Annotated in this window: 33 protein-coding genes; 10 read left to right on the top strand and 23 right to left on the bottom strand. The window is 61.3% G+C overall.

The features are described from left to right. Positions 1-37 precede the first annotated feature (37 nt). The 5 genes from CAF78_RS22650 to CAF78_RS22630 form a co-directional block, all read right to left on the bottom strand. Positions 38-616, bottom strand: a complete 579-nt coding sequence (locus CAF78_RS22650; protein WP_085678280.1) for an adhesin — start codon at positions 614-616, stop codon at positions 38-40. A 1-nt stretch (position 617) separates the two neighbouring features. Continuing rightward, entirely contained in the window at positions 618-1,049 is a 432-nt protein-coding gene (locus CAF78_RS22645) for a hypothetical protein (protein ID WP_085678277.1), read from the bottom strand. 296 nt (positions 1,050-1,345) lie between these two features. Continuing rightward, the gene (locus tag CAF78_RS22640) at positions 1,346-1,897 is read right to left on the bottom strand and encodes an AAA family ATPase (protein WP_085678274.1); all 552 of its coding nucleotides are present in this window, start codon (positions 1,895-1,897) and stop codon (positions 1,346-1,348) included. After that, on the bottom strand, positions 1,894-2,460 hold the full coding sequence (gene pnuC, locus CAF78_RS22635) for a nicotinamide riboside transporter PnuC (RefSeq protein WP_085678272.1): 567 nt from the start codon (positions 2,458-2,460) through the stop codon (positions 1,894-1,896). The genes CAF78_RS22640 and pnuC overlap by 4 nt, the downstream gene beginning before the upstream one ends. 123 nt (positions 2,461-2,583) lie before the next feature. Beyond that, positions 2,584-4,218 carry a methyl-accepting chemotaxis protein gene (locus tag CAF78_RS22630; protein WP_085678270.1) on the bottom strand — a complete coding sequence of 545 codons (1,635 nt, stop codon included), beginning with the start codon at positions 4,216-4,218 and terminating at the stop codon, positions 2,584-2,586. Positions 4,219-4,517: 299 nt separating this feature from the next. Between CAF78_RS22630 and CAF78_RS22625 the strand changes: the two genes are divergently transcribed. Further along, complete coding sequence (locus CAF78_RS22625) at positions 4,518-5,348, top strand: undecaprenyl-diphosphate phosphatase (protein WP_085678268.1); 831 nt, start codon at positions 4,518-4,520, stop codon at positions 5,346-5,348. 1 nt (position 5,349) lies between these two features. Beyond that, a complete protein-coding gene (locus CAF78_RS22620; RefSeq protein WP_085678266.1) occupies positions 5,350-5,778 on the top strand; it encodes a DUF1294 domain-containing protein in 429 nt (142 codons plus the stop codon). Here the strand turns inward: CAF78_RS22620 and CAF78_RS22615 are convergent, their stop codons facing one another. Both CAF78_RS22615 and CAF78_RS22610 read right to left on the bottom strand, forming a co-directional pair. Then, entirely contained in the window at positions 5,779-6,138 is a 360-nt protein-coding gene (locus tag CAF78_RS22615) for an MmcQ/YjbR family DNA-binding protein (RefSeq protein ID WP_085678263.1), read from the bottom strand. Beyond that, entirely contained in the window at positions 6,131-7,033 is a 903-nt protein-coding gene (locus CAF78_RS22610) for a LysR substrate-binding domain-containing protein (RefSeq protein ID WP_085678260.1), read from the bottom strand. The genes CAF78_RS22615 and CAF78_RS22610 overlap by 8 nt, the downstream gene beginning before the upstream one ends. Before the next feature lie 133 nt (positions 7,034-7,166). On the opposite strand from CAF78_RS22610, the gene CAF78_RS22605 reads away from it, so the two are divergent. Both CAF78_RS22605 and CAF78_RS22600 read left to right on the top strand, forming a co-directional pair. Beyond that, a complete protein-coding gene (locus CAF78_RS22605; RefSeq protein WP_085678257.1) occupies positions 7,167-7,778 on the top strand; it encodes an FMN-dependent NADH-azoreductase in 612 nt (203 codons plus the stop codon). Between the two features lie 131 nt (positions 7,779-7,909). Then, on the top strand, positions 7,910-8,944 hold the full coding sequence (locus tag CAF78_RS22600) for a dienelactone hydrolase (protein ID WP_085678254.1): 1,035 nt from the start codon (positions 7,910-7,912) through the stop codon (positions 8,942-8,944). Here the strand turns inward: CAF78_RS22600 and CAF78_RS22595 are convergent. From CAF78_RS22595 to CAF78_RS29105, 9 genes are all read right to left on the bottom strand, one after another. After that, the gene (locus CAF78_RS22595; RefSeq protein ID WP_085678251.1) at positions 8,915-10,108 is read right to left on the bottom strand and encodes an MFS transporter; all 1,194 of its coding nucleotides are present in this window, start codon (positions 10,106-10,108) and stop codon (positions 8,915-8,917) included. The two genes, CAF78_RS22600 and CAF78_RS22595, sit on opposite strands and share 30 nt — an antisense overlap. A gap of 251 nt (positions 10,109-10,359) precedes the next feature. Continuing rightward, on the bottom strand, positions 10,360-11,946 hold the full coding sequence (locus tag CAF78_RS22590; protein WP_027919182.1) for an ABC-F family ATPase: 1,587 nt from the start codon (positions 11,944-11,946) through the stop codon (positions 10,360-10,362). Between the two features lie 20 nt (positions 11,947-11,966). Then, positions 11,967-13,100: a tyrosine-type recombinase/integrase gene (locus CAF78_RS22585; protein ID WP_256573971.1), complete on the bottom strand. Its 1,134-nt coding sequence runs from the start codon at positions 13,098-13,100 to the stop codon at positions 11,967-11,969. Continuing rightward, on the bottom strand, positions 13,001-13,333 hold the full coding sequence (locus CAF78_RS28805; protein ID WP_256573970.1) for a helix-turn-helix domain-containing protein: 333 nt from the start codon (positions 13,331-13,333) through the stop codon (positions 13,001-13,003). Before CAF78_RS28805 ends, CAF78_RS22585 begins: the two co-directional genes overlap by 100 nt. 39 nt (positions 13,334-13,372) lie before the next feature. After that, on the bottom strand, positions 13,373-13,870 hold the full coding sequence (locus tag CAF78_RS22580; protein ID WP_085678245.1) for a hypothetical protein: 498 nt from the start codon (positions 13,868-13,870) through the stop codon (positions 13,373-13,375). Between the two features lie 50 nt (positions 13,871-13,920). Beyond that, on the bottom strand, positions 13,921-14,382 hold the full coding sequence (locus tag CAF78_RS22575) for a hypothetical protein (protein WP_085678242.1): 462 nt from the start codon (positions 14,380-14,382) through the stop codon (positions 13,921-13,923). 46 nt (positions 14,383-14,428) lie between these two features. Further along, positions 14,429-14,980 (bottom strand): hypothetical protein, encoded by a 552-nt coding sequence (locus CAF78_RS28595; RefSeq protein WP_177408565.1) that lies wholly within the window; start codon positions 14,978-14,980, stop codon positions 14,429-14,431. Then, positions 14,977-15,228 (bottom strand): hypothetical protein, encoded by a 252-nt coding sequence (locus CAF78_RS22565; protein WP_069017417.1) that lies wholly within the window; start codon positions 15,226-15,228, stop codon positions 14,977-14,979. The genes CAF78_RS28595 and CAF78_RS22565 overlap by 4 nt, the downstream gene beginning before the upstream one ends. Further along, complete coding sequence (locus tag CAF78_RS29105) at positions 15,225-15,968, bottom strand: hypothetical protein (RefSeq protein ID WP_371856920.1); 744 nt, start codon at positions 15,966-15,968, stop codon at positions 15,225-15,227. The genes CAF78_RS22565 and CAF78_RS29105 overlap by 4 nt, the downstream gene beginning before the upstream one ends. A 163-nt stretch (positions 15,969-16,131) precedes the next feature. On the opposite strand from CAF78_RS29105, the gene CAF78_RS22555 reads away from it, so the two are divergent. Beyond that, on the top strand, positions 16,132-16,431 hold the full coding sequence (locus CAF78_RS22555) for a hypothetical protein (protein WP_085678239.1): 300 nt from the start codon (positions 16,132-16,134) through the stop codon (positions 16,429-16,431). A gap of 50 nt (positions 16,432-16,481) precedes the next feature. Here the strand turns inward: CAF78_RS22555 and CAF78_RS22550 are convergent, their stop codons facing one another. After that, the gene (locus CAF78_RS22550; protein ID WP_085678236.1) at positions 16,482-16,706 is read right to left on the bottom strand and encodes a hypothetical protein; all 225 of its coding nucleotides are present in this window, start codon (positions 16,704-16,706) and stop codon (positions 16,482-16,484) included. Continuing rightward, positions 16,703-17,521: a hypothetical protein gene (locus tag CAF78_RS22545; RefSeq protein ID WP_085678233.1), complete on the bottom strand. Its 819-nt coding sequence runs from the start codon at positions 17,519-17,521 to the stop codon at positions 16,703-16,705. Before CAF78_RS22545 ends, CAF78_RS22550 begins: the two co-directional genes overlap by 4 nt. 45 nt (positions 17,522-17,566) lie before the next feature. On the opposite strand from CAF78_RS22545, the gene CAF78_RS22540 reads away from it, so the two are divergent. Further along, positions 17,567-18,097 (top strand): hypothetical protein, encoded by a 531-nt coding sequence (locus CAF78_RS22540; protein ID WP_085678229.1) that lies wholly within the window; start codon positions 17,567-17,569, stop codon positions 18,095-18,097. Positions 18,098-18,164: 67 nt separating this feature from the next. Here the strand turns inward: CAF78_RS22540 and CAF78_RS22535 are convergent, their stop codons facing one another. Continuing rightward, the gene (locus tag CAF78_RS22535; RefSeq protein WP_085678226.1) at positions 18,165-19,088 is read right to left on the bottom strand and encodes a DNA cytosine methyltransferase; all 924 of its coding nucleotides are present in this window, start codon (positions 19,086-19,088) and stop codon (positions 18,165-18,167) included. 50 nt (positions 19,089-19,138) lie between these two features. On the opposite strand from CAF78_RS22535, the gene CAF78_RS22530 reads away from it, so the two are divergent. The 3 genes from CAF78_RS22530 (at position 19,139) to CAF78_RS22515 (ending at position 20,589) form a co-directional block, all read left to right on the top strand. Beyond that, positions 19,139-19,480 carry a hypothetical protein gene (locus tag CAF78_RS22530; protein WP_085678223.1) on the top strand — a complete coding sequence of 114 codons (342 nt, stop codon included), beginning with the start codon at positions 19,139-19,141 and terminating at the stop codon, positions 19,478-19,480. 418 nt (positions 19,481-19,898) lie between these two features. Next, on the top strand, positions 19,899-20,078 hold the full coding sequence (locus CAF78_RS22520; RefSeq protein WP_085678217.1) for a hypothetical protein: 180 nt from the start codon (positions 19,899-19,901) through the stop codon (positions 20,076-20,078). A gap of 82 nt (positions 20,079-20,160) precedes the next feature. After that, complete coding sequence (locus CAF78_RS22515; protein ID WP_085678215.1) at positions 20,161-20,589, top strand: hypothetical protein; 429 nt, start codon at positions 20,161-20,163, stop codon at positions 20,587-20,589. 50 nt (positions 20,590-20,639) lie between these two features. On the opposite strand, the gene CAF78_RS22510 is transcribed toward CAF78_RS22515, so the two are convergent. Next, complete coding sequence (locus CAF78_RS22510; protein WP_085678212.1) at positions 20,640-21,023, bottom strand: hypothetical protein; 384 nt, start codon at positions 21,021-21,023, stop codon at positions 20,640-20,642. Positions 21,024-21,716: 693 nt separating this feature from the next. Here CAF78_RS22510 and CAF78_RS22505 point away from each other — a divergent pair. Further along, positions 21,717-22,277 (top strand): hypothetical protein, encoded by a 561-nt coding sequence (locus CAF78_RS22505; protein WP_085678209.1) that lies wholly within the window; start codon positions 21,717-21,719, stop codon positions 22,275-22,277. Positions 22,278-22,338: 61 nt separating this feature from the next. On the opposite strand, the gene CAF78_RS22500 is transcribed toward CAF78_RS22505, so the two are convergent. From CAF78_RS22500 to CAF78_RS22490, 3 genes are all read right to left on the bottom strand, one after another. Next, the gene (locus CAF78_RS22500; protein ID WP_085678207.1) at positions 22,339-22,701 is read right to left on the bottom strand and encodes a hypothetical protein; all 363 of its coding nucleotides are present in this window, start codon (positions 22,699-22,701) and stop codon (positions 22,339-22,341) included. Continuing rightward, positions 22,676-23,041, bottom strand: coding sequence for a hypothetical protein (locus CAF78_RS22495; protein WP_085678204.1), 366 nt, complete (start codon positions 23,039-23,041; stop codon positions 22,676-22,678). The genes CAF78_RS22500 and CAF78_RS22495 overlap by 26 nt, the downstream gene beginning before the upstream one ends. 81 nt (positions 23,042-23,122) lie before the next feature. After that, on the bottom strand, positions 23,123-23,665 hold the full coding sequence (locus CAF78_RS22490) for a hypothetical protein (protein ID WP_085678201.1): 543 nt from the start codon (positions 23,663-23,665) through the stop codon (positions 23,123-23,125). Position 23,666 lies beyond the last annotated feature (1 nt).

Here is a 23,666-nt window from a genome sequence, read left to right as displayed (position 1 = left end):
TAGGTTAAGTGTTGTTCTTACCTGTTTACCTGCAGGGTCAGTTCGCGACCCGTACGCTCAGGGTGTTTGCCGTCTGGTTGCCCACCCCGGCGCTCTGATTCAGCTGGATGACCCCGCGGCTACCGGTGAATGCCTGGTCACCGGTGGTGACGTGGCGATAGCCGGGTGAGGTATCAGATGGATCGGAGCTGTTGATCAGCGCCACGTTCTGTTGCAGCAGGACGCTGTCATCGATGCTTTGCGGTTGAGTACTGATGCTGATGCGCAGGGCGTTGGCCTGTTGGGTTGCAGCCCCCGCACTCTGGTTGACGCCCAGTGCGCCGCTGCCATGGCTGAAGGCATCGCCCTGGATGCTGGCACTGGCGCCCATGTTGGGGTCGACGATGGACTGCTGGCGTTGGCGGATCTGCGTGGTCGCAGTGGCCCCATGGCCCGTGGCGAGTGCCCGGGCGTTGGCCTGTTGCTGCCCGTCGCCCGCGGCCTGGTTGACGCTGAAGTTGCCTTGGTATTGCGCGCCGGAATTATCAATGGTGGCGTCGTTGATCACTGGAACCGGCGATTGCGCCAGTGCCGGGCCGCTGCTCAGCAGGGCCAGGATTAACAGCGTCTGCCTCATCTCATTTGCCTCCGGTGAGGATCTGCAGGGGGGCAAGACCGCGCTGGACGCTCGAGTTGACCATGTTGGCGATGCCATTGCCGGAACCGGTGCCACGGCCGGCCGCCTGATTCGCCAATTGCGTCTGGTTGCCGATAGGGCCGCCAAGGTTGTTGGTCTGCTGTGTAATCAGTGAGGAAATGCCGGTGCCGCTGGTAATGCTGGCAAAGTCGCCATCGCTCAGTTCGTTGGTCTGCTTGATGACGTACGCGGAGGGGTTGGCGTTGGCGGTGGTAGGGTTGGGGTCGGGCGCCATGGGCGCTCGAATGGCCATGCGCGGTTGTACATCGCGGGTAATTACGATGATGCCGTTGTCGGCGAGTGCGGGCAGCGCCGAACCCAGTGCAAAACCGACCAGCAGCAGGCGAAAAATGCCTTTATCCCGTTTCCCCATGACGGCTACTCCTTCTGAGTGCGCTGGTCTTGTCAGCGTTGCGAAGGAGGAGAGCGAAAGTCGTGCCGTTTTTGCTTATCTCTTGTAAATCAGAGGGTTGAACGCATTGTTTGAAATCGCCGTGAATTATCTGTTTCAGCGCTGAGACAGAATTTCAGTCAACCGGCGTTTGGCCCAGCATTTGCGTTACTCAAAGGGCCTTTTTCACGATTGTTTCACAACCTTGACACTGCCCCCTTTAATGGCCGGAAGTCCGCAAATACGGGGGGTTGGCCCCATTCGGGTGTGTCACGGGGTTAACACTCGGTAGGGCAATGCGGGGTTTTCCCTTCCAGCAGCCGCTGCACGGCAAGCAGGGCCGTTGCGCTGCGTTGCGGCCAGTCGCCCTCGATGATCTGCACGGTTTGCCCATGGCGCTGCAACCACTGGCGGCTGTCTTCGAAGAACACCTGGCGGTCGGCAATGTCCGGCTGGCTGCGCTGGCCATCGGCGACCCAGCCCACCCCTTGCGGGCTGAGCAGCAGGTGCAGGTCGTAACGACGGTCAAGCAAAACCTGTTCCAGCCAGGGCGGGCAGGCGCCGAACAGGGCGTGGCTCCACAGCATGTTGCTGAGCAGGTGGGTATCGAGAATCAGTAGCTCCGGTGCCTGCTGGCGAGCCTGGTCTTCCCAGGCCAGCTGGCCGCGGGCGATGGTGGGGACATCGGCATAGCAGGTGTCGCGGCATTCCTGGTCGATGAAGTGGCGCACGTATTCGGCCACCACGAAACCGCCGAAATGCGCCTGGATTTCACCGCTGAGCCAGCTCTTACCGCTGGATTCGGGGCCGCACAGGACCAAAACCTTCATGCTTGCACCAACTTTGGGTCACGGCGCCATTCCAGCCAGCCGCGTACCGCGATCAGGGTCAGCACGGCAAAGAAGCCGGCCGTGAAGTACAGCTGCTGGTGCAGGTACTGGCCGACATACACCACATCCACCACGATCCACAGCGGCCAGCACTGCACGCGCTTCTGCGCCATCCACAGCTGCGCGACCAGGCTGAAACCGGTCAGCGTGGCATCTAGCCAGGGCAGGGCGGCGTCGGTCCAGGCGGCCATTGCCGCACCGAGTGCCACGCTCAGCAGCAGCCCTGCCGCCAGGCCGCCGATCAGCGCCCGGGCGGGCAGGCGCGAGACCTGGCGAGCGTCCTCGACCCGGTCCGGGCGCTTCCACTGCCACCAGCCGTACAGCTGCAGCACGGCGTAGGCCAGCTGCAGCAGCATGCCCGAATACAGCTTCACCTCGTAGAACAGCCAGCCATAGATAAGCACCATGATCAGGCCGATCGGCCAGCACCAGGCGTTCTGTTTGACGGTGAGCCACACGGCGGTGACGCCGAGCACGGCGGCGATGAGTTCGAGGCCGGACATCGGCGTTCCTTGGTTGGCAAAGGGCGGCGATTGTAGCCTGTGCGGGGCAGCAGGTGTAGCGCGCAACCTGGATCGGCCCGTTCGCCGGGCCGGGGGCGAACGGGCCGATGGATCACACCGGGCTCAGACCCGGAACTGGCGCAACAGTTGTTCAAGCTCCTCGCTGAGCTGGCCCAGGGCCACGCCCGCGTCGCTGGACTGGCGTACGGCATCGGCGGTTTGCTGCGACAGCCCGGCGGTGTCCAGCACATTGCGGTTGATCTCCTCGACCACATGCGATTGCTGCAAGGTGGCGCTGGCGATCGAGGCGTTGAGGGCGGTGAGGTTGTGCAGCGCCTGGCTGATCGCATCCAGGCTGGTGCCGGCCTCGCGGGCTTGTTGCACGGTCTGGCGCGAGGCTTCGCTGCTGGTGTCGATGGCTTTGACCGCCGCATCGGACTGGCCTTGCAAATGCTCGATCATGGTGTGGATTTCGGCAGTCGACTGCGCGGTGCGTTGCGCCAGCAGGCGCACCTCGTCCGCGACCACGGCGAAGCCGCGGCCCTGTTCGCCGGCGCGAGCGGCTTCGATGGCGGCGTTGAGGGCGAGCAGGTTGGTCTGCTCGGCGATGGCGCGGATCACCTCCAGCACACCGCCAATCCGGGTACTGTGCCCGGCCAGATCACGGATAACCTGCACCGCCTGTTCGATGGTCGCCGAGAGGCGGTCGATCTGCTGCAGGCTGCCGTGAATGGCCTGCTGGCCGTGCGCCACTTGCTGCTGCGCGGCGCGCATCTCGCCGGCGGCCTGTTCGGCGGTCTTGGCCACATCCTGCACGGCATAGGTGACTTCGTTGACCGCCGTCGCCACCTGGTCCATCTGCAGCGACTGCTGGGCGCTGTGCTGCTGTGCGGCGCCCGCATTGTCGCCGACGTGCCCGGCCGATTGCGCCAGGGCGTGGGCGGCGCCCTGGAGCTGGCCGACCACCCCCTGCAGCTTGCCGTTGAACTGGTTGAAGTGCTGGCCCAGGTGGCTGATCTCGTCGCGGCCGTGGGTGTCCAGGCGACGGGTCAGGTCGCTTTCGCCGCTGGCGATGTTGCCCATCGCTTGCACGGCTTCCTGCAAGGGGCGGGCAATGCTGCGGGCGATGAGCATGACCACCAGGGCCATCAGTACGGCGATGGCCAGGCCGACCAATGAGGCATCACGCAGCTGGCGGGCGAATTCTGCCTGTACATCGTCGACGTAGACGCCAGAGCCGATGATCCAGCCCCAGGGTTTGAACAGCTGGATATAGGAGGTCTTGGCCACCGGCTCGCTGGCACCCGGCTTGGGCCAGCGGTAGTCGACCGGGCCGGCGCCCTGGCTGCGGGCCAGGGCGACCATCTCGTTGAACACGGCGAAGCCGTCCGGGTCGCGGATCGCGGAGAGGTCCTGCCCGTCGAGTTTAGGGTTGGCCGGATGCATGATCATCTTCGGCCCCAGGTCGTTGATCCAGAAATAGTCGTTCTGGTCGTAGCGCAGCGCCCGCACCACTTGCAGGGCCTGTTGCTGGGCCGCTTCGCGGCTGAGCGTGCCGGCGGCCTCCAGGCCCTGGTAGTAGGCCAGCACGCCAGCGGCGGTCTGCACCACGTGGCGGGTCTTTTCCGCCTTGGCCTGGTACAGGTCGCCATGGATCTGGCGCAGCATCAACAGGCCAAGCACCACCAGCATGCCCACCGCAACCACCAGAATCAGCCACAGACGCCGGCTGATCGACATCGACCGCAATGCCTTCATCGAATCTACTCCCGCATTGTTCTTTTTATTCAGCTGCATCCAAGCATGCTTTGCAGGCGGCAGGCACTCGACTAATGGCTAAGTGCTAGTTATTGGCTACTCTGCCACAGCCCGCACGAGCCTTTGCCATGCCGCTTTGATAGGATCTCGGCCGGGCAAGATGAAACCTTTAGCCAGGCTGAACTTTTCCACTGGCGCCGGTCCCACAAGTCGCTGTAAAAAGGCCGCGCCGCGTGCGGCAATCACAAGCAAACCAAGAACAAGGCGCCTGCAAGCAGCAGTGCTCCATCGGGGGAAGAATGGATTTTTGGACTGCCTTCCAGGCAATCATCTTAGGTGTGGTCGAGGGGCTGACGGAGTTTCTGCCGATATCCAGTACCGGCCACCAGATCATCGTCGCCGACCTGATCGGTTTCGGTGGCGAACGGGCCATGGCGTTCAACATCATCATCCAGCTGGCAGCGATCCTGGCGGTGGTGTGGGAGTTTCGCGGCAAGATCCTCGACGTGGTGTTCGGCCTGACCAGCCAGCCGAAGGCGCGGCGCTTTACCGGCAACCTGTTGCTGGCGTTCATGCCGGCGGTGGTGCTGGGCGTGCTGTTCGCCGACCTGATTCACGAGTACCTGTTCAACCCGATCACCGTGGCAACGGCGCTGGTGATCGGTGGCGTGATCATGCTCTGGGCCGAGCGTCGTCAGCACACCGTGGCGGTCGACCATGTCGATGACATGCGCTGGACCCATGCCCTGAAAATCGGTTTCGTGCAGTGCCTGGCGATGATCCCGGGTACCTCGCGCTCCGGCTCGACCATCATCGGCGGGCTGCTGTTCGGCCTGTCGCGCAAGGCAGCCACCGAGTTCTCGTTCTTCCTGGCGATGCCGACCATGGTCGGTGCGGCCGTGTATTCGGGCTACAAGTACCGCCACCTGTTCGAACCGAGCGACCTGCCGGTGTTCGCCATCGGTTTCGTGACCTCGTTCATCTTCGCCATGATCGCCGTGCGGGCGCTGCTGAAGTTCATCGCCAACCACAGCTACGCCGCCTTTGCCTGGTACCGCATCGTCTTCGGGCTGTTCATTCTGGCGACCTGGCAGTTCGGCTGGGTCGACTGGTCGACGGCGCACAGCTGACATGGCACGCGCACAGGGCACGGCGCCACGCGGCGCCGACCGCACAGCGGGCGTGCGCAATGCGCGCCTGAAACTGTTGCTGCTGGGTGTGCTGTGCCTGTTGCCGGGGCTTGGCGCGGCACAGATGGGCTGGCGCGGGCAGACCTGGGTGCCACTGGCGTTGTACCCGTTGGTCAGCCTGGTCAGCCTGCTGCTGTACTGGCAGGACAAGCGCCAGGCTCAGCGCAATGCCTGGCGTACGCCAGAGAAAGTGCTGCATGCCAGCGAGTTGCTGGGGGGCTGGCCCGGCGCGCTGGTCGCTCAGCAACTGCTGCGCCACAAGACACGCAAACTGTCCTACCAGCTGGTGTTCTGGGGCATCGTGCTGCTGCATCAGGTGTTCTGGCTCGACTACCTGTTCCTGGGCAGCCGGTTCCTGCCGTTCAACTGATCAACTCAGCAGCCCTGCCTGCAGCCGTTTCGGCAGCCGCCGCACCACCAGCTGGTGCGAGCGCTGCAGCAGGTCGCACAGTTCATCCCGGCCCATGGGGTAGGGCGGTTCCATGCTGATCCACCGGGCACGTGCCAGATACGGCGCCGGCCGCACGCCAGGCCGGTCGCAATAGCCCAGGAACAGCTCATCGGCGACCTTGAACGACAACCCCGCCCCGGCCAGGTCGAGCACGGCGAACATCTTGTTGCCGGCCACGGAAAACACCCGGATGCCGCCCCATTTGTAGTCTTCCCGCGCACCCGGCAGGCTCAGGCAGAACGCGGCTACCTGTTCCTCGGTCATTTTCTGCCTAGACATAACGCTCTCCACACGCCTCGAACGACGCCGCCAGGTGGTCTATCCATGCCCGCACGGCCGGCAGCAAGCCACGTCGATGAGGGTAGACGGCCTGCAGGTAACCGCCTGGCAACGACCAGTCGGGCAGCAACCTGACCAGCTCGCCCCGTTCCAGTTCTTCTTCACAGAACATGCTGGGCAGTGCGGTGAAGCCCAGGCCGGCGCGCACAGCGGCGTTGCGCACGACAAAATCGTCGATGGCCAGCCGCGGCTCCAGCGCGATCTCCTGCTGCCGGCCATCGGGGCCGAACAGGCGAAAGTGCACCAGGCGGTCGGCCTCGGCGGCCCCCAGCACCGGCAACGTGGCCAGCTCGGACGGTTCACGGATATGCTCGGCAAAGCCGGGTGCGGCCACCAGTTGCATCTGCGCCTGGCGCAGCCGACGGGTGACCAGTGCCGGGTCTTCATCACCCAGGTCACGGACGCGCAGGGCCACGTCGATCCCTTCGGAAATCAGGTCGACGCGGCGGTTGAGCAGGACCATGTCCAGCTGCACCTGCGGGTACTGCTCGAGGAAGCGGCTGATCACATCGGGAAGAAACGCATGGGCCAGGGCCACCGGGCACGACACCCGCAGGCGCCCACGCGGCTCGCTGCTCATGCTCGCCACGACTTCGTCGGCGGCCTCGGCCTCCAGCAGCATGGCCTGGCAATGGTGCAGGTAGCGTTCACCGACGGCGGTCAGTTTGAGCTGGCGCGTGGTGCGCTGCAGCAGGCGGGTGCCGAGGCGTTCTTCCAGCTCGGCGATGCGCCGTGACAGGCGTGACTTGGGGATGCCCAGCTGGCGCCCGGCCGCGGCGAAACCGCCGGCTTCGACGACCTGGGCAAAATAGAAGAGGTCATTGAGGTCTTGCATGGGAATGTCTCACTGTTCCATCTGTGGGACAAACTAACGCATTTTTACCGACTTATCAGCCATTCGACACCCCGGTAGGATTCTCCCCATCGTGATCGCCCACCGCCGCGGTCTTCACTCACTGGAGAGTCCCATGAAACTGTTGCATATCGATTCGAGCATCCTGGGCGACAATTCCGCCTCTCGCCAACTGAGCCGCGAAGTGGTCGACGCCTGGAAGGCCGCAGACCCGAGCATCGAAGTGGTCTACCGTGACCTGGCCGCCGACGCCATCGCCCACTTCTCGTCCGCCACCCTGGTGGCAGCCGGTACCCCGGAAGAAGCCCGTGACGCCGCCCAGGCTTTCGAAGCCAAGCTGAGCGCCGAAACCCTGGAAGAATTCCTCGCCGCCGACGCCGTGGTGATTGGCGCGCCGATGTACAACTTCAGCGTACCGACCCAGCTCAAGGCCTGGATCGACCGTGTGGCCGTAGCCGGCAAGACCTTCCGTTACACCGAAGCCGGCCCGGAAGGCCTGTGCGGCAACAAGAAGGTGGTGCTGGTATCCACCGCCGGTGGCCTGCACGCTGGCCAGCCTACCGGCGTTGGCCATGAGGACTTCCTCAAGGTGTTCCTCGGCTTCATCGGCATCACCGACCTCGAAGTCGTACGTGCCCACGGCCTGGCCTATGGCCCGGAACACCGTACCCAGGCCATCGACGCCGCCCAGGCGCAGATTGCCAACGAGCTGTTCGCTGCAGCCTGATCCCTTGGCGACAAAAAACCGGCTGGCGCTTCGAGCGCCAGCCGGTTTTTTTCATCCAGTTTTCATCTGCCGGTGCCAAGGCCGGATCTATGCTGACGCTATCCTGATGCCTGCTGCGCGATAGCTGACCGATGAACACTCCCCGCTGTTTGCTGGCTTTGTTACTCGGCAGCCTGTTGGCCCATGCCGAAGCCTCCCCGTGGGTTGCCGGTTTGCATCACATGACCCTCGACGATCCGGTCGACGCCCGGCCGATGCAAGCCTTGGCGTTCTACCCATCCCATGGCACACCGCGCAATATCCGCATCGATGGCTACCCCATCGACGTTGCTGAAGAGGCCCCGGTCGCGCTCGGGCAGTTTCCGCTGCTGGTGTTGTCCCATGGCAACACCGGCAGCCCACTGGCGCTGCATTACCTGGCCACCGCCCTGGCCCGCCAGGGCTTCGTCGTGGTGGCGGTCGTGCACCCGGGCGACAATGCCCGCGACCACAGCCGCCTGGGCACCCTGAGCAACCTGTATGGGCGGCCGTTGCAGGTCAGCGAAGCCATCACCGCCGCCCGTGAGGACACGCTGCTTGGCCCTTATCTGAATGACGGCAAGGTGGGGGTGATCGGTTATTCGGCCGGCGGTGAAACCGCGTTGATCCTGTCTGGCGCCCAGCCTGACCTGGATCGCCTGCGCCGTTACTGCCTGGAACGCCCGGGTGACGCCGACGCCTGCAAGACCCACGGCGTGCTGATTGCCGACCGCAGCGAGCTGGCGCCCAAGGCTGACGCACGGGTCGGCGCGGTGATGCTGATGGCGCCGCTGAGCCTGATGTTCGGCCGCCATGCGCTGGCCGGTGTGAAGGTGCCTGCGCTGATCTACAGCGGCGACAGCGACCAACTGGTGGCGGTGGACCGCAATGCCGAGGAATTGGCGCGCAAGCTGCCGATCACCCCGGACTACCGCTTGCTGGCCGGGGCCGGGCACTTCGTGTTCATGGCCCGCTGCGACGAGGAGCAGCATGCGCGCATGCCGGCGCTGTGCATGGACGCCGACGGCGTCGACCGGCGCCACATCCACCATTCGCTGCAACGTGACACGGCGGCCTTCTTCATCCAGGCCCTGGGCGCGCCAGCGCCGGCCGAGCGTTCAGCCGCGACGGCTGCGCCGCGCCAGTAGCAGCGCCAGGCCGACCCCGGCCAGGGCCAGCAGGGCAGCGACGCAGAAGATCGAGGCATAGCCCAGGTGCGCCGCCACCGCGCCCATCACCGGGCCGGCGATGGCCAGTGCCATGTCGAAGAACACTGCATAAGCCCCAAGCCCGGCGCCGCGGCTGCTGCTCGGCACCTGCCTGATCGCTTCGACACCCAGCGCCGGGTATACCAGCGACAGGCCGAAGCCGGTCAGGCCGGCACCGACCAGCGCCCAGGCCGGCGAGGGCGCCAGCCACAACAGGCTCAGGCCCAGCACCTCGGTGGCCATGCAGGCCATGGCCACGTTGTAGCCACCGAAGCGGTTGACCGCATTGACGAACAACAGCCGGGAAATGATGAAGCACAGGCCGAACGCGCTCAGGCACCATGCCGCGCCGACCCAGCCGCGTTCCAGGTAATACAGCGTGACGAAGGTGGTCAGGGTGCCGTAGCCGATCGACGCCAGGGTCAGCCCCAGGCCGCACGGCGCGACGCGGCCGAACGCCGACCAGAACGGCAGCCGCTCGCCACGCGTCACCACCACGTCCTGGCGTTTGCGCAGCACCAGCAAGGCCAGCAACGCCAGTACCAGCAGGGCAGGGCCGAGCACGCTGAAGTCCAGGCCGGCGACCGCCAGCACACCCACCGGCGCACCGATGGCGATGGCACCGTACGAGGCGATGCCATTCCACGAAATCACCCGCGCCGTGTGCTCCGGGCCGACCTGGCTGATGCCCCAGCTCAAGGTGGCGACGCCGATCAGCCCCTGGGCCAGCCCCAGCAGCACACGGCCGCCGAGCAGCAGGGCCAGGCTCAGCAGTGGCACCTGCAGCGACCACGCCGAGAGCAGTGTCAGCACCCCGCAACCGGCGATGCCCAGCAGGCCATAGCGAATCGCTTTCTTGCCGCCCAAGGTATCCGCCACGCGCCCGGCGAAGGGGCGGCTGAGCAGGGTGGCGAGGTATTGCAGGCCGATCGTCACCCCGGCGATCACCGCCCCGAAGCCCAGCTGGTCGTGCACATAGCTGGGCAGCACCGCGATCGGCAGGCCGATGCAGAGGAAGGCAATGAACGTATAGAAGACGATCGACAGGATCTGCAGGGTGATGCTGAAGGTACTGCTGGCGGGGGCGGGTTGTGGCGCAGTCATGGGCTCTTTCGCGGGCGGGCGGTTGGGCGTGCCTTAATCATGGCTGCTGCGCGAAGGAAATGAAAGCAGGCTAACGAATTATTCGTCAGGGAGTGCCATCCTGTGGGATAGGCAGCGGATTCTTCGCGGGTAAACCCGCTCCCACAGAGATATCAGCTGCCCTTGGGTTCAGTGCGGTCCTAGTGGGAGCGGGCTTGCCCGCGAAGAGGCCGGCCCAGCCACCACAAGGCGACCAGGCCCGATCAGCTAGCTCAGACCACGACACCCTGGCTACGCAGGTAGTCGTCATAAGTCCCGCTGAAGTCCACCACGCCATCGGCGCTCAGCTCGATGATGCGGGTCGCCAGCGACGACACGAACTCGCGGTCATGGCTGACGAACAGCAGGGTACCCGGGTAGTTTTCCAGCGCCAGGTTCAGCGCCTCGATCGATTCCATGTCCAGGTGGTTGGTCGGCTCGTCCATCACCAGCACGTTCGGTTTTTGCAGGATCAGCTTGCCGAACAGCATGCGGCCTTGCTCACCACCGGAAATCACCTTCACCGACTTGAGGATCTCGTCGTTGGAGAACAGCATGCGCCCCAGGGTGCCGCGGATCACTTGCTCGCCGCTGGTCCACTGGCCCATCCAGTCGAACAGGGTCATGTCGTCTTCGAAGTCGTGGGCGTGGTCCTGGGCGTAGTAGCCCACTTCGGCGCTGTCGGTCCACTTCACCGAGCCTGCGTCCGGGGTCATCTCGCCGACCAGGGTGCGCAGCAGGGTGGTCTTGCCGATACCGTTGGGGCCGATGATCGCCACGCGCTCGCCGGCTTCGACGGTGATGTCGAAATTCTTGAACAGCACCTTGTCATCGAAGGCTTTCGCCATCTTCTCGACGACCACCGCCTGGCGGTGCAGTTTCTTGGTCTGCTCGAAGCGAATGAACGGGCTGACACGGCTCGAAGGCTTGACCTCGGCCAGCTGGATCTTGTCGATCTGCTTGGCCCGCGAAGTCGCCTGCTTGGCCTTCGAGGCGTTGGCCGAGAAGCGGCTGACGAAGGTCTGCAGTTCGGCGATCTGGGCTTTCTTCTTGGCGTTGTCCGACAGCAGCTGCTCGCGCGACTGGGTGGCGGCGGTCATGTACTCGTCGTAGTTGCCCGGGAACAGGCGCAGCTCGCCGTAGTCCAGGTCGGCCATGTGCGTGCACACGCTGTTGAGGAAGTGCCGGTCGTGGGAAATGATGATCATGGTGCTGTTACGCGCCGTGAGGATGGTTTCCAGCCAGCGGATGGTGTTGATGTCCAGGTGGTTGGTCGGCTCGTCGAGCAGCAGCACGTCCGGGTCCGAGAACAGCGCCTGGGCCAGCAGCACTCGCAGCTTCCAGCCCGGTGCCACTTCGCTCATCGGGCCGAAGTGCTGCTCCAGCGGAATACCCAGGCCCAGCAGCAGTTCACCGGCGCGGGATTCGGCGGTGTAGCCGTCCATTTCGGCGAATTCGGTTTCCAGCTCGGCGACGGCCATGCCGTCTTCCTCGGTCATTTCCGGCAGCGAGTAGATGCGGTCGCGCTCGGCCTTGACCTTCCACAGCTGGCCGTGGCCCATGATCACGGTGTCGATCACGGTGAATTCTTCGTAGGCGAACTGGTCCTGGCGCAGTTTACCCAGGCGGGTGTTCGGCTCGAGCATGACCTGGCCACCGGACGGCTCCAGGTCGCCGCCGAGGATTTTCATGAAGGTCGACTTGCCGCAACCGTTGGCACCGATCAGGCCGTAGCGGTTGCCGTTGTTGAATTTGACCGAAACGTTTTCGAACAGCGGCTTGGAGCCGAACTGCATGGTGATGTTGGCGGTGGAGATCAAAGGGCTTACCTATCAGTAACTTACGACGCTGGATTTTCAGCTGATACCGATTTGATACCAATCTTGAGTTTTTCCAGCTCGCTCCAGTCGGAGCTTGAGTTGAGCCAACGGGCATACGTCGACAGCAGCATCTGAACGCTGTGACCCAGCTGTTGGGCGATAAATGCGGGGTTGAGGCCGGACATTAAGCATATTGTCGCATAGGTATGGCGGCAGTTGTATGGGGGGCGACGTCTGATCCCCAAATCGTTCAGCACCGGTACCCACTGTTTGTGCAGATCAGACGTCTGTTTCACGTACTCAGCGTTCTTCGACGGCGGGAACAGGTACGGCGTTTCGGTCACCGCTCCCTTCCCATGCCTGCGGCGGTCCGCGTATTCCCTCGCGAACTGGACTGCCCGCAAGGCCCGATCATTCAGCAGCACGAACCGGTCTCTGCCGGTTTTTGTCCTTTCCTCCACCTTGCCCAGCGCAACGGTCCTCTTGACGTGAACCGTCCTCTTTCCCATATCGATTGCATCCCAACGCACGGCCAAGGCCTCCGACAGCCGGAGTCCAGTGAAAAACATGAACTCGAACAAAGCGGCGTAGATAAGGCTTGGCCAGTGCTCGTGCTGGTACAGCCTGTCAATGATGGTATTGGCTTCTGCCAGGGTGAAGGGGTCGATTTCCTTCCTTGACCGCTTCGGCAGTTCAATCATCTCGGCAGGGTTTTTTATCAGGAGGCCTTCCCGGGTAGCTGCACCAAGGATCGTCGCCAGCCTTGTAATCGCGTTGCGTTTGACGTTTGCCGATGTCCAGTCGGTGTCAGCGATGATGCGGCGCAGCAGGGTGGTGGTGATCAGGTCAACACGGACCATAGCCAGGCGCGGTACCCAGTACAGATTCAAGGCACTTTTGTAGTTGTTGTGCGTGCCTTGGGTGATTTCGCGACTATCCAACCAGAGCTGGGCGTACTCTCCAAAGGTAGGCTTTCCCCCAACTGCGGCCTGCGAACTGGGGAATAGCTCGGCGTACTTGTCCTGGTCAAGGAGACCGAGCTTGTTGAGGCTAGTTACCTGATCGCGAAGGCTGGATGCAGCTTTGATGCCTTTCTGTGTCGGGGGATAGGGGAGCGTTTCGCATCGACGGACACCGTCCCATGTGAAACGTATGCGGAGGGAGTTGCGGAAGACTTCGACCCCTCTGGGTAGATCCATTGGCTTTCCAGCCATTCGTCGTATCTCCTTTTGCTGTAAATGATTCGGCCGCCGTGCTTGATCCAGACGCCTTCTGGAACTTTCCCGTCCTGACGCCTGCGCTCCAGCGCTTTCTTGGTGCAGCCGAGCAGGTCGGCCATTTTCTGTTCAGTTACCTTGTCGATGTCGCCGGTCTTTTCGGTTTCCATGGGATGGTCTCCACGCCGCCGGTGGCGGCAGGTTGGTGGTCAGGCGGGAGTTTTTTCGAGCACTGCGTCGGCGACCTTCAGTGCGGCCTGGGCATCGTTGACGTAGGCCGGATCGAAGCCGCCTGCGTAATGGATCACTCGCTGGCAGGAATCCAGCTCTTTGCGCACCAGGCGAAGCGCCTGCACCAACTCTTCCTGCAGTGCGCCCTCGGCACGCCCGATATCCCAGAACTCAAGGCCCCAGTGATCGGCAGGGGGTGGGTTGTTGTTCTGCTTGCCTGTGGCAAGGGCGCCGACGATGACGTCACAGACCGAGCGCTTGTAGACGTTGTCGCCATCAAGGCTGAGGCCGCCGCGCCGGCGAAGCGTGTTGATCACCTCGTCGACGTTCAGTCCGCCGTCCTTCAAAACGATGTCCAGCTCCGGCTCGCCGGGCGTGTAGATCACCAGGGCCAGCTTGGCGCCTGGGTTAAGGTTTTCGCTGATCATCACCAGCGCGTCGTTGGCGACCTGGTGGAATCGGTTGGTTGCGGACATAGGGAATCCTCGCCCGCGCATGTCGGCGGGCTTGAGTAGATGGGGAGGGTTTACTTCTTCTTGAGATCGGCTTTGCGCTTGCGCTCGGCCCGGACGAACTCTTTGGACATGCTGGCAAGTCCGCCAACCACGTCCTCTGGCATGAGGGCGTTGTTGCAGTGAGGGCAGAGAGGCGCCATGGTCGTGCTTCGCCATGCGTCGTCCATCGCCTTTGCAGCGCGACTGCGGAGCTGGAATTTCTCCGCCTGGGCCAGTTCTTCGGCTCGACGGTTGAGCTTGCTTACCGCTGCGCCGTAATGCTCGACCAGGTAGATGAACGCATCGAATGCCTCTACCTCGGTCTCGCAATCGCTGCACCAGACGCGCCGCTCCTTCTCGTCGTACACCATCTTCCGGTGTCGGCACGAGGATCTCGGTCGGCGCGTGAGGCCTCGGGCGACCCTGATGTCTTCGATCTGGACAACCTTGACGCCGGACGACCACTCTTGCGGCTCGATAGGCGCGTCACTCATCGCGGCCCCCTGTAGATCAGGTAGGCCATGTACATCAGGGGCAGGATCATGGCGCCACCTGCTTCCGGTAGCCGGCATCATGCAGAGCAGCGATCGCGCACTCGACATACTCGCGGGCAGTGAGGAGTTCGCCTGCACTGAAGTCCAGCTGGGCATCCGCTGCCATCTGGTTGATTGCTGTCTTCCGCTCTTCCGCCGCGATCTGCTCGGGCGTCGGGATAGGGCGGAAAGCATCGAGCCAGCAAGGCCATCGTCCCGAGGTAGTCAGGCCCACGGCCTCTCCGTCGATCTCATCTAGATGGATGATCTGCACCTCTTGCCAGCGCGGCTCACCATCGAGCGGCTTAATTATCCGGCCCATGCACACTGTCCCAGTAGGCGGCAGCCCTTCGCCATTCCACTGCCCGCCGGTAACGCGGCGCTCGATCGCTGTCCAGGTCGGCTCATACTCTGGCCAGTCGGCTTCAACCACCACTGCGTCCACGGTGGGAATGTCGTTCAGCCTGATCACGTCGCGGACCCAGCCGAGCTTGTGCTCGCTCAGGTCCTTCACCTTGAAGACGATGTAGCGCTCTTCACGCTCAAATTTCTCGCTCACAGCTCATACCTCTCATCAATCCAGCGCCCAGGCGCCAGAGCGGGTGTAGGTTCGGGTTGGGTTTCGTGCGGGGAGAGCTGGCGCTGGTTGCCGGCCTGCAGCTGGCTGTCGGGGATGCAGCTGATGCCGACCCCATTGAGCAGGTAGCAGGTGACGCCGCGCTGGCTGTCGTGCTGCACGTCGATGACGTTCTCGGTTGCGCTGGCGCCGGTGGCCAGCAGCAGGAGGCAGAGGGCGAGGCGGGTCATGGCTTGGCCCCAGCGAGGGCGGCGATGAGCACGTCTTCTTTCGTGATGGTGTGGGTGGCCATCTTCTCGATAGTGAAGAAGTTGGGCTGGCAGAACTTTCGGGCCCAAGCCTGCAGCGGCTCCAGCGCCTGCCCGAGAGCTGCTGTCGCCTCGTCGTCGAGGTCAGGGTAGTTGTCGACCCATTCCCCCGCGTCGCTTCCTGCGGCTGCCTCGAACATGTGGTTGAGCAGGTCATCAGCATCGGGGAGGAACCCAGCAGGGTCGGCCTTGCAGACGGTGCCAGTGTGTACGGTGTCACCCACTTTGAGGCCGTTGCCCCGGCCTGGGCCGAAGCTTGTGCCATCCGGCTCGCTGCCGAAGTTGTCGCGGATCAGAGCGGTAAGGTTCGGGTAGTCCCACGATCCGTCATCGCCATTCACTGACCAGGCTTCCTCGGCCTTCCGCCTCGCCCAGCTGACGCAAGGGCCATCCTCTGTATCGAAGATCCCGAGCAGGAACCATTCAGGCCCGGGGCATTCAGGCTCCCAGCCTAGGCAGTGGCACTCGCCGTCGTCATAGGGGTGGTGATCGCTGATATCCGAGTCCATGTGCCACTGCTTCAGTTCCAAGCCCTGCTGTACGAGCCAGGCGTTGAAGGCGGCATAGTCTTCGTCAAAGTCAGGCTCGTCGGGGTGACTCCACCAGCCGTCTTGATCGCGCTCGACGGCCACACGTTGGATCAGCTTGATTTCTTCAGGCATGACGATTCCTTGGCCGCCATATCGCGGCAGTGAATAGAGGGGAGAGGGGATTGCCGGTTGTCCGATTCAGCTCACAGACGCGCCCGGCAGGTTTGCGTAAAAATGGGTGTTAGCTATGGTGGCAATACAGCATTAACTACAACTAAAGTCGTAGGAGGGCGGCATGAGAATTCGCGGTGATGTTTTCTGGGCTTGGGCAGACCCCACCTTGCACCATCGCACTCACGACGAAACGCTGAGTGACGGCACATTCATTGACGTGCAGGTGCGCCTGTCGCGAACTGGTACGACCCAGATGTTCATCGGTGTGTACGCCCCCAGCGGCATGGCCATCCATGAGGAGGCTTTCGATTCTCGACCAGGTGAGTCGATGACCCGGGCGCTCGCATGGGGTGTAGGACGGGCTCGCCGCATTGCTGTGGAGGGTGTATCTGCTGCTGATCGTCTCGCCGCATCGAAGTAGAGGGGAGAGGGGTTACAGCTGGGTGGAGTACAAATGTGCTCCTGGGAGGTCTAGCCTTGTGCGCGCATGAATGCCGCCATGTCGCCCATTTGCTCTACGATGAAGCGCTCTTCATCAGCTGCTGCAGCGACGATCCTTTCCTTGCGTTTCTGGCAGAGCAGGCAATCGACTTCGGACCAGTCGCCTGACAGCTCAGGGGATTCGCCCAGCCAGGTACCGCATGGGGCCTGTTCGATATCTTCCAGGTCGGTGAATGGGGCGAAGTGTGTCTTCACGACGTTGCCTCCGGCTCTGCGCTGGCGGATAGGGCGGCTTCGATTGCGGCGTTATCCAAGCAGGTCCTTAGCGATGGGTGTTTATTGATCGCATCTGCATAAGCGCCAGAAGATAAAATCGAGTCAATCCGAGAGGACCTTTCGTCGTTCAGCCCACTAAGACGGATATCAACCAGCAGTGCATCCCGCTCAGCCAGCTCGGACTTGTAGCCTGTGTCGGTAGTTGTCATGCAGTCCAATGCTGCATTCCGCTCGGCCAACTGGGCGCGCAGCGTGTCGTGCTTAGCCATCCACTCCATGGCGTCATCGTTGTTACGCTGGCATCGGTCTTTCCACTCGACCAGCTCAGTGCGCAGCCGCTCAATCTCGCCAGGATCGGCGTGGGTGTAGAGCGGGCCGAGCTTGGCGATTTCGTCTCGGCAGGCACCCCATCCGTCCCGGTAGCCTTCGTCCCAGTCATGGCTGTTGTATTCGCTGGCCAGCTTGTATGCAGGCAACTTCACCGGCTCGCCCTGGTGCTGCTCGGCTGGCGCGATACCGGACATCGGCCCGAACGGTGTGATGGCCTTGCCAGTCGCCGCCGCATCCCTCTCTGCCTCTTCTTTGGTCCACCAGAAGGCAGTACCAACCATCCAGGCTATAGGCTCGGGGTGGGGCTGCGGAGCTGGCTGCTCGGCCGCTGCAAGCAGAGCGGCTTTGTCTTTCACCCAGGCCGGCGACTTGCAGATGCTGGCGCTGTACTCGATGAACTGGCGCAGCTGCTCGCGCGGCACGCTGACCATCTCTGTGTTGCTGGATCGGTTTTCTGTGGGCATGGGGATGCCTCCTCGATACAATTTCTGCTCCAAAGAGGAGAGAACATGGACAGGAATGAGCATTTAGGTTGGCTTCTAAACGACCTTATCTACGACCTGGTCACGCCGTCTAAGATTGTTCGGGACTACTTGGCGGGCCCAGATGTAGACCCCCGCGCCGGCCTGCCATTTGGCGTGCTCAGAATGTGTAAAATCGCAGCGATACTTTCTTTAACTAAGCTTCACGATGTTCTCAAGGACTACGGGAAAGAGATCAGGGAGTACCCGGAAAGCATTCGCACACAAGTGAGAATGTTTCGCTCATTCGCAGATGAAAAGGAGTTGGTACGGATCCGGAACAAGTTCGTAGCGCACAATTTTGACGATTTTGAATCTTCGTCCTATGCCGAGGGCGATAGGCTCCTTACTGCTATGTTTGGAGAGACGCTTGCAGATCATCTTGAATTTTTTGAATGGATATATCCTGAAAACTCTGATGAAACGTACGATCAATACCATCCCTCGCATCTGGTCACGCGAATGAGGGACCACGCCAAAACTGTTGTGGATATGAAACCGCGTCTCGGCCCGAGGTAAGCGTACCGTCTGTCCAGAATGGCGTGATTTGCCGGAACGGAAAGACGCTGGCGGGCAGCGCTGGATGTCAGGCTGCTTTCAGCAGAGCCTCAATGACGCGCTGCCCAGCCAAAGGCGGTACCGCATTGCCTGCCATGTGCATGGTCAGCCGGTGGTTGTCCGGGCGCAGGGTATCGGACGGGAACGACATGGCGGCCAGGGCCTCGCTGGCGCTGAGCATCCGCATGCGGTCACCGTCCACCAGCGCCCAGCGGTCCAGGGTGGTGATGGTGCCGATCGGCCGGTTGATGTCGCGGCCGGTGGTGCCAGAGCCTTTGCCGTAGTAGGGCATGATGAAGCGCTCGCCGAAGCGCTGGCGGCCGTTGCGCACCCTGTCGAGGGTGGCTTGGGCCCGGCCTGGCTTCTCGATTGGCGACCAGCGCCCGGCGTCGAAGTCGAGGAAGCTCGCTGCCGGCACATGTCGTTCCTGCGGCAGCTGAAGCATCAGCGGCGCCTTGCTACGTGTCAGCACCATGAACAGTCGCACCCTATGCTGCGGCACGCCAAGGTCGGCGCAGTCCACGATGTGCGGGGCAGCCTGATACCCTAGCGCCTGCACTGCTTGCAGCCAGGCCGGGTAGAGAACCCAGTCGGTGAACTCGGGCACGTTCTCTATCACCGCCGCCTGTGGCCGGTGAAATTCAAGGGCCGATACCGGTGCCCATGCCGTCGAGCGCGAAGCGTCGTGCTCAGGGTTACCCGACTTCTTGCCGCGGGCCTTGGCGTGTCCCTGGCAGCAGGGCGAAGCCAGCATGATGTCGTGTGCCGGTACCTGCTCCCAGCGTGCCTGGTGCAGGTCCTGACAAACGTGCTGAGTGTCCGGGTGGTTAGCGCTGTGCCATTCAACGGCCACCGGCCAATGGTTTGCCGCCCAGAGAACCTGGACGCCTGCGGCGCGCGCGCCGGTGCTCCATCCGCCGAGGCCGGCGAACAGGTCGATTGCTGTGGGCATGGTCGTTTCTCGTAGGTATAGTGCCATAGCGGAAAAAGCAGGGAAAAACCATGGCGATTAAGAGGCAAGGGAAGGAGGCGGAGGTGCGGGGTATTGGAACAATCAAAAATCCGCTAACCATTATTGCTATTTTTGCTGGCATTGTTGAGGTTAGTTCAACAACCGTTCTTCCATTCATTTCTGAGGAAGTCCAGAAGACCTACATCTGGTTTTTGATGGTGTTTCCAAGTCTTTTGGTGTTGTCTTTTTTTGCTACCTTGAATTGGAATAATAAAGCGCTTTACGCTCCTAGTGATTTCCAGACGGATGATGGTTATCATCGTGCGAATAAGAAATCTGTTGCTCTAGGGAATACAGTGGTTGCTGATCAAGAGGCTACAGGGTTTTTATAATGGTCACTTTTAAATCAAGTACCTTTACCGGTCAAACAGTTCGGCTGGATCACGGCAGTTACGAGGATTGTGTTTTTAAAAACTGTGTGATCGAGTATGGGGGCGAAGGCCCGATTTCTCTTGTTGGCTGCACATTTAATAACTGCCATTGGCAGCTAGTAGGGGCTGCAATTAATACCGTGATCTTCTTGAAGACCATGTATGAAAATATGGGGGATTTTGGCAAGAATATGGTTGATCAAACGTTCAATTCCATCAAGAGCGTTTCAAAATAAGCTAAGTGATGGTGTGGCCTCTGGGTGCAGGCGCCGCCCTCGCCGGGGAGGCGTTATCGTTGAATAGGGGAAGGCGCCGCAGTTGGCGCCCATTGTTCTGGTGAGCTATCAATTCATGGCTGACTCGACCTGGTGGAGGTCGCATGACACTGAAAAGCGATACCGAGGCCCTGGCCTCGATCGAGGAAGAAGCCCAGGCAATGCTTAAAAAGATCGGGCTGCCGGACGACCAGATGAAGAAAGAGATGGTCATCTGCCTGCGCCAGATCATTGCGATTGCGCGCTACCGGAAAGGCCTCGGCGCCGATCCTGTCGTTGAGTAGGAGAAGGCGGCAGCGGGCAGCGCGCAGCGCGCTGTGATTCGTGCTGGTATGCTTCGCCGCTTACCACACAAGGAGGGTGGTAATGGCTTGGCGGAAAATACTCGAAACTCTTCTATCGCCGCTGACGACGAACCTTTGGCGCACCGGAGCTTTGATAGGGTTCGCGACCTGGTGCATTCTGTTGCGGTACGGAGACCTGGGGATGCTACTTACAGTTTTTAGTATGCCTTTCGGCATCGCCCTCTTTGCTATGGGCCCCTTGGAATTCCTCCCAGACAGATGGTTCTGGGTTGACTCCTTTCTGTCTACTATGACGGGCCTGTTCTTCCAAGGAAGCTTGATGCTCATATGGGGCGTTTTGGCCTTTGAGCTTCCATTGAGCCAATATGCCAGGACCGCATTCGTGGTGCTCTGCCTTGCTCTGCAGGTCATTATTATCGGCTGGATTCAACGCAGGATGATGCGTTCGTATATCCGCAAGCGAAGTGAGCAGCAAAATCGCGCGCAATGAGCTAAGGCCTTCGTTGAATAGGGGAAAGCGCTGGCGGGCAGCGCGGGAGTTCAGGCCCGGCGAACCTTGAAGCCGAACATGCACTCGATGTCGTGGTACTCGCAGCGTTCATAGGCCTTGTACTTGGCCTGCGACGGCGTGCTGGCGAACACATCGACGATGGTGCGGTTGGAGAGGTCCCACCAGTCCCAGCCCGCGACCAGAACCTGGTAGCGCTTCAGCGGCAGCTTTTCGGCCATCTCGCCGTACTGCATTTCCCAGGTGGGGTGGTAGTTGCGGATACGCTTCTTCGGGTCGCTGTCGAGGATGACCCCGATGTAGTGGCCGCGGTCGGCCATGATGACGCCTGGCTCACCGTTGGCGATCACGCGGCGCCCGATCTCAGCCGGCACGTTGTAATGACGGCGGACGTAGTCGCAGTTGTAGTTGCTCATGGGTGCGTCCTTGATGCTTGCTACGTGATGGCGTAATGATGTCGGATGGTGCAGCGTTTGGTACGATAGGGATTCGTTTTCTGCCGATGCAAGCTCAGGCCCCTCCATGAGAATTAGATGTTTTGCGATAGCTATGCTGGTTATGCTGTCTGGCTGCCAAAGTCACGAGCCAAAATCTTTCATCAACGAGAGTGAGCTAACAAAAAGTCGAAAATCATTCGACTTGGATTATCAGCGGCGCTTAAACCTATTGGTCTCCTCGAGTAAAAGTCAGGAGGAAAATGTGATAAGCCTTTTGGACTCCAGTCTTAAAGAATGTGGGCAGAAGCTTGCTAACTCCGGTTCTGACGGATCTAAGTGTGCTTCTGACTCCTTGGTGGTCGTGTATGGCTACATGGGACGATCCTTTCGCCTCAGAGATGAAGAGTCAAAAGGTTATGAGTCGTTCACTGACGCCGTTGAAAAGTGGGTTTTGTATATGTCCAAGCTACAGAGCGACCCTACATATGCAGGCATCATCAGCCTACAGCTGCAAGCATATTATTCCGTATTGGCAGCTTCAAAAATGATGCCTGTATCTGGCTGACCATGTCCTCCGTGCATGCGCCGCCCTCCGTGGCAGGATGCTGCGTGGTGGCAATTTGCCCTCACTTAGAGTTTCATATACCGCTGACTACGTTAACCAGGTTGAAAATGAAAGAAGACTTACTGGTTCCTGCCATTGCTACTCTCTTCGTTGGGCTAATCGCAGGCATAGTTTCGCTCGTAGTAACTATCCTCTCAAAGGATCAAAAGACCTCAGAGTTCAGGCAGGCCTGGATTGATGGGCTTAGAGATGACGTTTCTAATCTTGTGGGTCATCTTGAGGTGATTGAGACCGTTGTTGGGATTGTGAGGGAGAAAAACGAGTCTGAGATCAACGAGTTTTTAATTGCCCGACATGAGCAATTCCAAGGCATGGAAATGCTTGTTTTTCGTATCAGATTGCGCCTCAATCCAGCTGAGCACACCAAGCTGATAGGTCTACTTTCAAACCTTGAGGATGTTCCTGACAATGGCATGCAGGCACATGCAGAGCTGATTACGATTGAAGCTCAGAATATTCTGAAAAACGAGTGGGAACGGGTAAAGCGTGGCGAACCGTCCTTCGTGTGGTTGAAGCGAATTTCAAAGTGGGGGGTACTGTCTGTTTTAGCTACAGGGGCAGGTGTGTGTGGTGCGATGTTGTTTGAACACCTAGTTGCGGCGGGATAGTGTCACTTCTCTATGAACGGACACTCTCCCCTCTACCCCAAGCCAGGAAAGTAGGGAGTGATTAGGCCCGTTCCGCGAGCAGGATCAGGCCGGAATCGTCCGGGTCGTCACCGAACTCCAGGCCCGGCGCTCGCAGCTCGCGGCTCAGCCGGAACTGGTCGAGCTTTCGCACCACAAAGCTCGAAATCTTGATTTCGTGGCGCGGCGCACTCAGGAAGTGGCGGGCCGCTTCAGGCCCTAATTCATGGATGCGGTGGATGAGTAGGGTCATGGCCTCGCCCTGTTCCTCGATCCCAGCCCACTCCATCAGCTCCAGCAGGGCCTGCTTAGTCCCTGGTCGAACCTTCAAGCGCAGGTCTTCTTCCTGCAGGCGTTCGGCCTTCTTGCGCCGCTTCGCGTCACGCTGCTGCTGCGTCAGAGCCATGATCGCCTCCATTGCGCACAAAGCGGGTGCCCGGTGCGTACTCCAGCAGGTCGCACACCCGGTTGATGATCTTGAGCGTGGCGTCGAACACCTTGGTGTCGTCAGGCTCGCGGGCCAAGCGCTTCATGTTCGGCTGGTGCTCGAGGCAGACCTTGTCGACCAGGCGCCGGGCCAGCCTGCGCAGGTGATCGGCGCTGTCGTGCACGCGCAGGCTCAGGGCAAAGGCCAGGGCCACGTCGTCAGGTCGGTACTGGCCCCCGCTGCGTGTGTTGTACAGCTTCTTCACCGACCGATTCATCCAGGCCGGCAAGGTTACGACTCCAGAGGGTGCTTTCTGCATTTCGGTACTCCGTGAGGCCGCTGGGCGGCAGGTGGAACTGTTCTTGCCGCCGGCGCTGGCGGACCAGGTTGTTGATGCGCTTCATTTCCTGACACGCACCCGCGGGAAGTTGATGTCGTTGCGCTCGATGATCTTCACCAGCGTTCCGTAATTCAGGCCCAACTGCTCGGCTACCTGGGCGCGGTGCAAGCCGGTATCGCGCAGGGCGCAGATTTGCTGGACCACCTTCAGTTCCTCGATCCGCTTCAGGTTTCGCTGGATCTGGCGCTGGGCATCGCGCTTACTGTTGGCCGACTTCTTCAGCTCTGCGCGCCGGAACACGAAGTTGCCTTCCCGCGAGGCCCGGAATAGGGCCTGCTTGGAAATGCCAGTGGCCTCATGGACCTGCTGACACGTCATGGTCTTGGCCATTTCGGCCACCTGGTCGGCGCGGGCTTTCATTTTTTCCTTGCGGGGCGATGGCGCGGCCTTCTTGGAAGGCGCTTTGGCAGCCGGCGCTGACTGCGCTTCAGGGCCTTTGCGCGGAGGCAGCGGCCGGTAGGTGAAACCCTCCAGCACAATCAGCTGGCCGCCAGACGCGAAGAAGGCCGCTTTGGCGGCCTCCAGATCGATGGATTGGTTCATG

The sequence above is a fragment of the Pseudomonas sp. R28(2017) genome (assembly GCF_002112505.1).
Taxonomy (GTDB): Bacteria; Pseudomonadota; Gammaproteobacteria; order Pseudomonadales; family Pseudomonadaceae; genus Aquipseudomonas.
The sequence above is the reverse complement of the archived record's forward strand: the minus strand, read 5'-3'. Positions and strand labels throughout refer to the sequence as shown.